The following is an 8,560-nucleotide window of genomic DNA, read 5'->3' as shown; positions in this document are numbered from 1 at the left end:
GCTTCCGCCGGGGATGAGCCGCTTGCAAATCGCCGATGAATATATAGCGGCCTTGAAAGCCCATCGCGTTCCCGCGGTCTACGGGTTCGTCAATGCATCGAAATTGCAGCGCGACAGCGACGGCCGGGATGTTCTGTCCAGTTGGCGAGACGCCTCCTTTCCGCTGGGAAATCATTCCTACAACCATCTGAATCTCAATAAGACGCCGCTGGAAGACTGGAAAGCCGATGTCCTGAAGGATGAGCAGCAGATCGCGCGGCGGATGAGGGGCGCGGACTGGCACTATTTCCGCTTCCCCTTCCTGTCGGCCGGAAGGGATCGGCAGGTCCATGACGCTGCGGCAGCCTTCCTGAAGCAGCATGGCTACAAGGTCGCCGAAGTCAGCGTCAGCTTCGACGACTGGGCCTATGGCGACGCCTATGCCCGCTGCCTCGCGAAAGGCGATGATGCGTCCATAGAGGCGATGAAAAGTCAATATTTCAAGGGTGTGGACGACGGCATAGCGCGAATGAAAGCGCTGTCCATGCAGACCTATGGTCGCATGATCCCACAAGTGCTGCTCACACATCTCAGCGCCTGGAGTTCGATGACGATGCCCGATGTGCTTGCTCGGCTGGAAGCGGCCGGCGCACGCTATGTCAGCCTGCCGCAGGCCCAGGGCGATGCCGCCTATGCCGACGATCCATGGGCCGGAAACCAGCTCGTAATGGACCGCGCCGCGCGAAAGGCCCGCATCGATACCGAGGCTTTTCCTTCACTTCAGCCGACGGACAATCTCAAGTCGCTCTGCCGCTAGAGTCATCCGATCCCGTCGCGCCGCTCACCGAAGCAGGCAGCAGGCCAGAGTTTTTCGACAGATGTCATCTGTCGAAAGCCGGGAACCGCTTCTTGCGCGTTCGTAAAAGATATTTGACCCCACCTGACCGGGCGGCAATGATCCGCCTTATCAAGCCGATACGGCCAGCGGCCGCATCTCAGGCACAATCCGACCCGCAAAATACGGGCATAATCAGGCAGGAGACGAAACTTGCACAGACGAAATTTTCTGGCGTTGGGCGCCGCAGGCATGGGCGGCCTCGTCCTCCCCGCCATGTTCGGTAGGGCCATCGCCGCCGAGGAATTGAACAGCGCCATCGACGTGGCGGTGAAGAAGAGCCTGGCCGACGCCGCCATGAACGCGGCGAAGAGCGCGGGCGCCAGCTATTGCGACGTCCGCGTCGGCCGCTACCTGCGCCAGTTCGTCATCACCCGCGAGCGCAATGTCGAGAATATCGTCAACACCGAATCGTCCGGTGTCGGCATCCGCGTGATCACCAATGGTGCCTGGGGCTTCGCCGCCACCAACGAGATGACCGCCGACGCCGTGGCCAAGGCCGCGCAGCAGGCAGTCGCCATCGCCAAGGCCAATGCTCCGGCGCAGACCGCTCCGGTCGAACTGGCTCCCGCCAGGGGCGTAGGCGAAGTCAGCTGGAAGACGCCGATCGTCAAGAACGCCATGGCCGTGCCGATCAAGGACAAGGTTGCGCTGCTGATGGACGTCAACGCCGCCGCGATGGACGCGGGCGCGGACTTCATCAATTCCATCCTGTTCCTGGTCAACGAGCAGAAATATTTCGCCAGCACCGACGGCAGCTATATCGACCAGGACGTCCATCGCATCTGGGCGCCTACCACCATCACGGCGGTCGACAAGACGACCGGCAAGTTCCGCACACGCGAGGGCCTGTCCTCCCCCATGGGGCTTGGCTTCGAATATCTGGACGGCGCGCCGTCGGGCAAGACCGTTCTGCCCAATGGCGTGGTCGTCTACGGCAACAGCTATGACATGAAGGAAGACGCGATCGCCGCCGCCAAGCAGGCGCGCGCCAAGATCAAGGCGCCTTCGGTCAAGCCGGGCAAATACGACCTGGTCCTCGACCCGTCGCACACCTGGCTCACCATCCATGAATCGGTCGGCCACCCGCTCGAACTCGACCGCGTGCTGGGCTATGAGGCCAACTATGCCGGCACCAGCTTCGCCACGATGGACAAGCTGGAAAGCCGTTTCCAATATGGCAGCGCCAATGTGAACATCGTCGCTGACAAGACCCAGCCCGGCAGCCTTGGCGCGGTCGCCTATGACGATGAAGGCGTCAAGACCAAGAAGTGGGATCTGATCCGCGACGGCAAGCTCGTCGGCTATCAGGCGATCCGCGATCAGGCCCATATCGAGGGCAAGAAGGAATCGGACGGCTGCGCCTATGCCGACAGTTGGTCCAACGTCCAGTTCCAGCGCATGGCCAATGTGTCGCTTGAACCGGGCAAGGCGAAGAAGAGCGTCGCGGACATGATCGCAGGGGTCGAGGACGGCATCTATATCATCGGCGACGGCAGCTTCTCGATCGACCAGCAGCGCTACAACGCCCAGTTCGGCGGCCAGCTCTTCTACGAGATCAAGAACGGCAAGATCACCCAGCAGATCGAGGATGTCGCCTACCAGATTCGCACCCCGGAATTCTGGAACGCCTGCGTCGGCGTCTGCGACGCCAGCGACTATCGCCTCGGCGGCTCCTTCTTCGACGGCAAGGGCCAGCCTCCGCAGGTGTCGGCTGTGTCGCACGGTAGCTCGACCGCGCGCTTTAACGGCATCAACGTCATCAACACCGCGCGTTCGCTCGGCTGATCGCTTAAGGGAGAAAAGACAATGAGCATCCTTACCGAAGTGCAGGCCAAGGCTATCCTGACCAAGGTCGTCGCCCTGTCCAAGGCCGACGAATGCACCGCGCAGCTGACCGGCAAGATCCAGGGCAATATCCGCTTTGCCCGCAACAATGTGTCCACCGCCGGCGTGACCGACGACATCGAGCTGGCCGTGCAGGTTGCCTACGGCAAGAAGGTCGGCACCGCGACCATCAACCAGTTCGACGATGCGTCGCTGGAGCGTGTCGTGCGCCGCGCCGAAACGCTGGCGCAGTTGGCCCCGGACAATCCGGAGTTCATGCCGGCGGTCGAAAAGCAGGGCTACAAGCCCAGTCCGACTTTCGCCCAGTCGACGGCCGACATCACGCCTGCCTATCGCGCACAGGTCGCCGCCACATCGATCAACGCCTGCAAGACGCAGAAGCTGATCGCGGCCGGCTATCTGGAGGATAATCAGAGCTTCACCGCGATCGCCAACAGCAAGGGCAATTTCGGCTATCAGCGCTCGACCATGCTCGATTACACCTGCACCGTCCGGACCGAGGATGGCCGCGGGTCGGGCTGGGTCGGCACCGACACGCAGGATGCCACCCGTTTCAAGGCGGACAGCGATATCCAGATCGCCATGCGCAAGGCGTCGGCCTCGTCCGAAGCCAAGGCGCTGGAGCCGGGCAAATATACCGTCATTCTCGAACCCATGGCGGCTGCGGGCCTGATCGGCTTCATGTTCTACTTCTTCGGCGCGCGAGAGGCCGATGAAGGCCGCAGCTTCCTGTCGAAGAAGGGCGGCGGCAACAAGCTGGGCGAGCAGGTGTTCGGGCCGCAGGTCAATTTCTACACCGACCCCTGGGATTCGGTCGCCCCTTGCGAGCCGTGGGACGAAGACGGGCTCGCCCGCCAGCGCATGGACATGGTGAAGGACGGCAAGGTCGTGAACCTGAACTACAGCCGTTACTGGGCGAGCAAACAGGGCAAGCCCGCCGCCGGCCAGATGGGCAATATCCTGATGACGGGGGGCACCAAGTCGACCGCCGACCTCGTCCGCTCGACCGAGCGCGGTGTGCTTGTCACCCGCACCTGGTATATCCGCATGGTCGACCCGCAGACCGTGCTGCTGACCGGCCTGACCCGCGACGGCACCTTCTATATCGAGAACGGGCAGATCAAATATCCGATCAAGAATTTCCGGTTCAACGAAAGCCCGGTCATCATGCTCAACAATGTCGAGGAACTGGGCAAGCCGGTCCGCGTGCCACCGGACGAAGTGTCGATGAACATCGTCGTGCCGCCGATGAAGCTGCGCGACTTCACCTTCACCTCGCTGTCGGACGCGGTGTGACACCGAGCCGACCTGCATGACACGGGGTGAATTTCTTCGGTTGATGGCGGGTGGTCTGGCCAGCACATTGCTGGCCCGACCCCTCGCCGCCGCCGGGGGTTATGACTTCTGGTTCACCCGCCTGCGCTATGACAGCGGCGACTGGGACGTGGACCAGCGCACGCCGTCGAACATCGTCACCTCGCTGATCGACTACACTACCCTGCGCGTCGATCCGAAAGAGCATGTCATCGCTCTTTCGGATCCGAAGATGCTGACCGCGCCGTTCTGCTACATGGCGGGGCACAAGCTGGTGGAATTCTCGCCCGCCGAGCGGCGCAATTTCGAGCGTTATGTCCGCAATGGCGGCTTCGTCATGGTGGACGATTGCAACCATGACATAGACGGCCTCTTCGCCCGCTCGTTCGAGGCGCAGATGGCCAAGATCTTCGGCCCGAAAGCGATGAAGGAACTACCAAAAAACCACGGCCTCTACCGCAGCTTCTTCAAGTTCGATGGCCCGCCCAACACCGGGTTGGAACTCAACGGCTGGGGCGACGATCTCGTCCACGACTATCTCAAGGGCATAGAGGTGAACGGGCGGCTGGGCCTTCTCTACAGCAACAAGGATTATGGCTGCGAATGGGATTATGACTGGCGCAACAAGCGCTTCCTGGCCGAGGACAATACGAAGTTCGCGGTCAATATCGTGATGTACGCGCTGTCGGTGTGACCTTTAAAATCCGTCATCCCCGCATAGGCAGGGATTCATCTCCTACGCCATCCCCAACCGCAAGGTCGGAGATGGATTCCCGCCCCCGCGGCACATTGCTCTTCGAGGATAGCATAGCAACCATGACCGACCTCACCGAAGCCGACATCCAGAACCGCCTTGGCGCGCTGACGCAGTTGCGCGCCGCGATCGGACAGGCGATCGTCGGGCAGGCCGATGTCGTGGAGCAACTGCTGATCGGCCTGCTCGCGGGCGGCCATTGCCTGCTGGAGGGCGTGCCCGGCCTCGGCAAGACGCTGCTCGTCCGCTCGCTCGGCGAAGCGCTGAAACTCGATTTCCGCCGCGTCCAGTTCACGCCCGACCTGATGCCCAGCGACATTCTCGGCACCGAATTGCTGGAGGAGGATCATGGCACCGGCCATCGCAGCTTCCGTTTCCAGCAGGGACCGGTGTTCACCAACCTGCTGCTCGCCGACGAACTCAACCGCACCCCGCCCAAGACGCAGGCGGCGCTGCTGGAGGCGATGCAGGAAAAGACGGTCAGCTACGCAGGCGTCACCCATGTCCTGCCCGCCCCCTTCTTCGTGCTGGCGACGCAGAACCCGCTGGAGCAGGCCGGCACCTATCCCCTGCCCGAAGCGCAACTCGACCGCTTCCTGCTCCATATCCGCGTCGATTATCCGACCGAAGCCGAAGAACGCGCCATCCTCGCCCAGACCACCGGCTCAAAACCCGCCGCCGTCCCCGCCGTGATGCAGGGCGACGAAGTGCTGGCCCTGCAAGCCCTCGTCCGCGACGTCCATTTCAGCGACGACCTGCTCGACTGGGTGACGCGCATCGTCCGCGCCAGCCGCCCCGGCGAAGGCGCGCCGGAAGATATTCGCAAATATGTGAAATGGGGCGCCGGTCCCCGTGCCGGCCAGTCGCTGATCCTGGCGTCCAAGGCGCGCGCCCTGCTCCACGGCCGCCTCGCCGCCACAAGGGACGACATCACCACTCTCGCCGTGCCGGTGATGCGTCATCGCCTCCTGCTCTCCTTCGCCGCCGAGGCGGAGGGCCGCAGCGCCGATGACGTGGTCGCCGCGCTGGTCCGCGCCGTGCCGCTCGCCTGATCCTTTCGCGATGGCCGATCTCCTCCCTCCTGACGTGCGCAACCGCCTCCGCGGCCTGCGCCTCGTCACTCGCCGGGCAGTCGGGTCGCATGGCATCGGTCTGCACCAGAGCCACAGCCGGGGCGCGGGCTTGGAGTTCGCTCAGTATCGCGCCTACGAACCGGGCGACGAACTGCGCCAGATCGACTGGAAACTCTACGCCCGGTCAGACAAATTCTTCGTGCGGGAGGCGGAGCGCGAAAGCCCGGTCGCGGTCTGGATATTGATCGACGCCAGCGCCTCCATGGGCCAGTCCGACGCCGGCCGCCCCGACTACAGCCGCTTCGACGCGGCCAAGGCCATCGCCGCCGCGATCGCCGAACTGGCGATGAAGCAGGGCGACCGTTTCGGCTTCATGGCGCTGGGCGACGGCGGCCTTGCGCTGCTGCCCCCCGCCACGGGCCTGCGCCAGCGCGACCGGCTGCTGCTCGACCTGCTGAACGTCCGCCCGGCGCGCGGTTTTGCCCCAGAAAGCCAACTGGGTCCGGTGTGGGAGCGGATCGGCGCGCATGACCTCGTCATCCTGCTCTCCGACTGTTTCGATGAAGGTGCGGTGGCGCTGGCGGAAAAACTCGCCGCAGCGGGTCGCGAGACGCTGGTGATCGAAATGCTGACCGTCGCCGAACGGGATTTCCCCTTCGACGGCGGCTATCGTTTCCGCGACCCCGAAACCGGCGAGGAACTCCTGGCCGATGGCGTAGCGCTGCGCGCCGAATTTCTCGCCCGCTTCGCCGAGGCGCGCGAAGCGCTCCATGCCCGGCTGGAGGCGATCGGTATCCGCCATGCGCCGCACGTCCTCGACGAGCCGGTGGACCTGCCACTGCGCCGCCTGTTCGCTGCCCACGGCGCGGCGGAATATAGTTGAGCATGGCCCTGCTTTTCCCGGCGGCGCTGGCCGCCTTCGCGGCGTTGATCGTGCCGCTCATCATCCATATTGCGCGCAAGAGTGAGCAACAGCCGACCGACTTTGCCGCGCTTCGCTGGCTGCGATCGCGCCCCAAACCCCGATCGCGCCTGCGCTTCGACGAATGGCCGCTGCTCCTCATCCGCCTGGCATTGCTGGCGCTGGCTGCACTTTGGCTGGCGCAGCCCGTGCTGTTCGGTGCAGGCGATGACCGCCCCTATGTCGCCATCGTGGCCGGCGCGCAGGTCGCCCCCGGCACCCTCGGCGACGCCCGCATCCACTGGCTCGCCCCCGGCTTCCCCAAGATCGACCAGCCCCAGCCAGAAGGCCCGCAGCCCGTCGCCAGCCTGATCCGCCAACTCGACGCCGAACTTCCGGCAAAGACGCCGCTCACCATCGTCACGCCCACCATCCTCGAAGGCGCCGACGCCAACCGCCTGCGCCTGTCGCGCAAGGTGACATGGCGCATTGCTTCCGGCGCGATGGCCGCTACCGGGAACAAACCCGCGCTACCGCTCGCGATATCGATCCGCCATGACCAAGCCCATCGCGATGCGCTCCGCTATATCCGTGGCGCCGCACTGGTCTGGCAGCCCGCCGAATCCGACAGCAAAATAGACAGTCTCCCGACCGACGCGTCGCTGCCTGAAAAGGGACGCATCCTCGTTTGGCTGGCTGGCGGCACCTTGCCAGATAGCGTCATCGACTGGACGAAACAGGGCGGTACTCTGCTCGTCGCCAGCGATGCGCACCCGCCGGCCAAAGAGGCCGCGCAACCGCTATGGCGCGATGCGGTGGGCAAGACGCTCGCCGAGGCGCTGCCCTTGGGCAAGGGCCGCCTGATCCGCTTCATCCGTCCGCTCGCCCCCTCTTACATGCCCGAACTGCTGGAAACCGATTTCCCCGATCACCTGCGCGCGCTCATCACCGATCAGCCCGCCCCCTCCCATGTAGCCGCCGCCGACTATGCCCCGCTCTCCGGCGGCCGCGCCTATGACCAGCCGCCCCGGCAACTCCGACCCTGGCTCGCCATCCTGATCGCACTGCTGCTGACCACCGAACGCTGGCTCGCCACCCGCCGCAGCCGGAGCATCGCGCCATGAGCGCCGACGTCCTACGGACCCACTGGACGGCGCCCGCCCGTCACCGCCGCATCATGGACACGCTGGCGCTGGCGCTGCCACTCGTCCTTGCCACCGCCGTGATCGGCTGGCGACTGGCTGGTCCGTCAGTCGCGGGGTTGCTTGTGATTGTCGGGTTCGCTGTCGCCTTCATCGTCGCTCGCCAGCGCGCGGCGCGCCACGACCTGGCCTGGCTGATCCGCAGCCTCGACGCGACACGCCCCGAACTGGAGGACAGCAGCGCCCTCCTGTTCGGTGACAACGCCTCGCTTTCCCGCCTCCAGTCACTCCAGCGCACCCGCATCGCCGCGCGCCTCGATCAGGCTAGTCCGCAAGACCTCGCCCCTGCCTGGTCGAAACGCCTGCTCCTGATCCTCAGCCTCCTCGCCACCGCGCTGATCGCGGGCGCCCTACTCTGGTCGCATGCTGGCGAAGAGCCTCCGGCTCTTGCCCCCAGCAGCGAAGGCCTGCCCGCCCGCCCCGGCGTCCCTCGTCTCATCGCGCAAAATCTCCGCATTATCCCGCCCGCCTATACAGGCCTGCCTGTTCGCGACTCCGCATCCCTCGACGCGCGTGTGCCGCAGGGATCGCGCCTCGAATGGACGCTCCGCTTCGATCCGCAGGCGAGCGCCCCGCGACTGCTGATGCTCGCCG

The 8,560-nt window shown here is 64.7% G+C and carries 7 protein-coding genes and 1 pseudogene; all 8 read left to right on the top strand.

The window, feature by feature from the left end; genetic code table 11:
* The coding region (locus VMR39_RS26910) for a polysaccharide deacetylase family protein (RefSeq protein ID WP_325421024.1) at nt 1–796 on the top strand (796 nt) is incomplete at its 5' end.
* Nucleotides 797–1,027: 231 nt separating this feature from the next.
* On the top strand, nt 1,028–2,662 hold the full coding sequence (locus tag VMR39_RS26905) for a TldD/PmbA family protein (protein ID WP_325421022.1): 1,635 nt from the start codon (nt 1,028–1,030) through the stop codon (nt 2,660–2,662).
* A 21-nt stretch (nt 2,663–2,683) separates the two neighbouring features.
* A complete protein-coding gene (locus tag VMR39_RS26900; protein ID WP_325421020.1) occupies nt 2,684–4,018 on the top strand; it encodes a TldD/PmbA family protein in 1,335 nt (444 codons plus the stop codon).
* A gap of 16 nt (nt 4,019–4,034) precedes the next feature.
* On the top strand, nt 4,035–4,730 hold the full coding sequence (locus tag VMR39_RS26895) for a DUF4159 domain-containing protein (protein ID WP_325421018.1): 696 nt from the start codon (nt 4,035–4,037) through the stop codon (nt 4,728–4,730).
* Between the two features lie 122 nt (nt 4,731–4,852).
* The gene (locus tag VMR39_RS26890; protein WP_325421016.1) at nt 4,853–5,842 is read left to right on the top strand and encodes a MoxR family ATPase; all 990 of its coding nucleotides are present in this window, start codon (nt 4,853–4,855) and stop codon (nt 5,840–5,842) included.
* A 10-nt stretch (nt 5,843–5,852) separates the two neighbouring features.
* Nucleotides 5,853–6,746, top strand: coding sequence for a DUF58 domain-containing protein (locus tag VMR39_RS26885; protein ID WP_325421014.1), 894 nt, complete (start codon nt 5,853–5,855; stop codon nt 6,744–6,746).
* A gap of 2 nt (nt 6,747–6,748) precedes the next feature.
* Complete coding sequence (locus VMR39_RS26880; protein ID WP_325421012.1) at nt 6,749–7,888, top strand: BatA domain-containing protein; 1,140 nt, start codon at nt 6,749–6,751, stop codon at nt 7,886–7,888.
* Nucleotides 7,885–8,560: pseudogene (locus VMR39_RS26875) on the top strand (DUF4175 domain-containing protein); the annotation flags it as partial. The gene VMR39_RS26880 and the pseudogene VMR39_RS26875, both read left to right, overlap by 4 nt.

The organism is Sphingobium sp. (assembly GCF_035511395.1).
Classification (GTDB): domain Bacteria; phylum Pseudomonadota; class Alphaproteobacteria; order Sphingomonadales; family Sphingomonadaceae; genus Sphingobium.
The sequence above is the reverse complement of the archived record's forward strand: the minus strand, read 5'-3'. Positions and strand labels throughout refer to the sequence as shown.